This is a genomic window from Lysinibacillus sp. RU7, assembly GCF_057837305.1.
This window is the reverse complement of sequence record NZ_JBYQFK010000251.1, coordinates 1-245: the sequence shown is the minus strand read 5'-3', so window position 1 is coordinate 245 and position 245 is coordinate 1. Positions and strand designations below refer to the sequence as shown.

Sequence of the window (245 nt, the reverse complement as noted above, 5' to 3'; positions counted from 1 at the left end):
GACCTGCGCCTCGGTCAGGTTGCGCTCGCCCGCCACGAACCGGCTGATGCCGAAATCCTGAAGCACCGACACCAGCATCGCCGCCGACAGCGCGATCGAATAAAGCCCCATTTCGGGCGGCGTCAGGAAGAAGCGCGAGATCAGCACGCTGACCACGAACTGGATCGAAAAGGCGATATATTGCGACCCGATCGACCAGAGCGCCGCGCCGCGGGTCGACGATCCGCTCATCCCTGGGCCAGGGC

At 64.9% G+C, this 245-nt stretch carries 1 protein-coding gene; it reads right to left on the bottom strand.

What is annotated here, in order from left to right; translation table 11 throughout:
• Nucleotides 1-245 (bottom strand): hypothetical protein (locus AC3II9_RS22305; protein ID WP_489158943.1); only part of this gene is annotated, 245 nt, incomplete at both ends.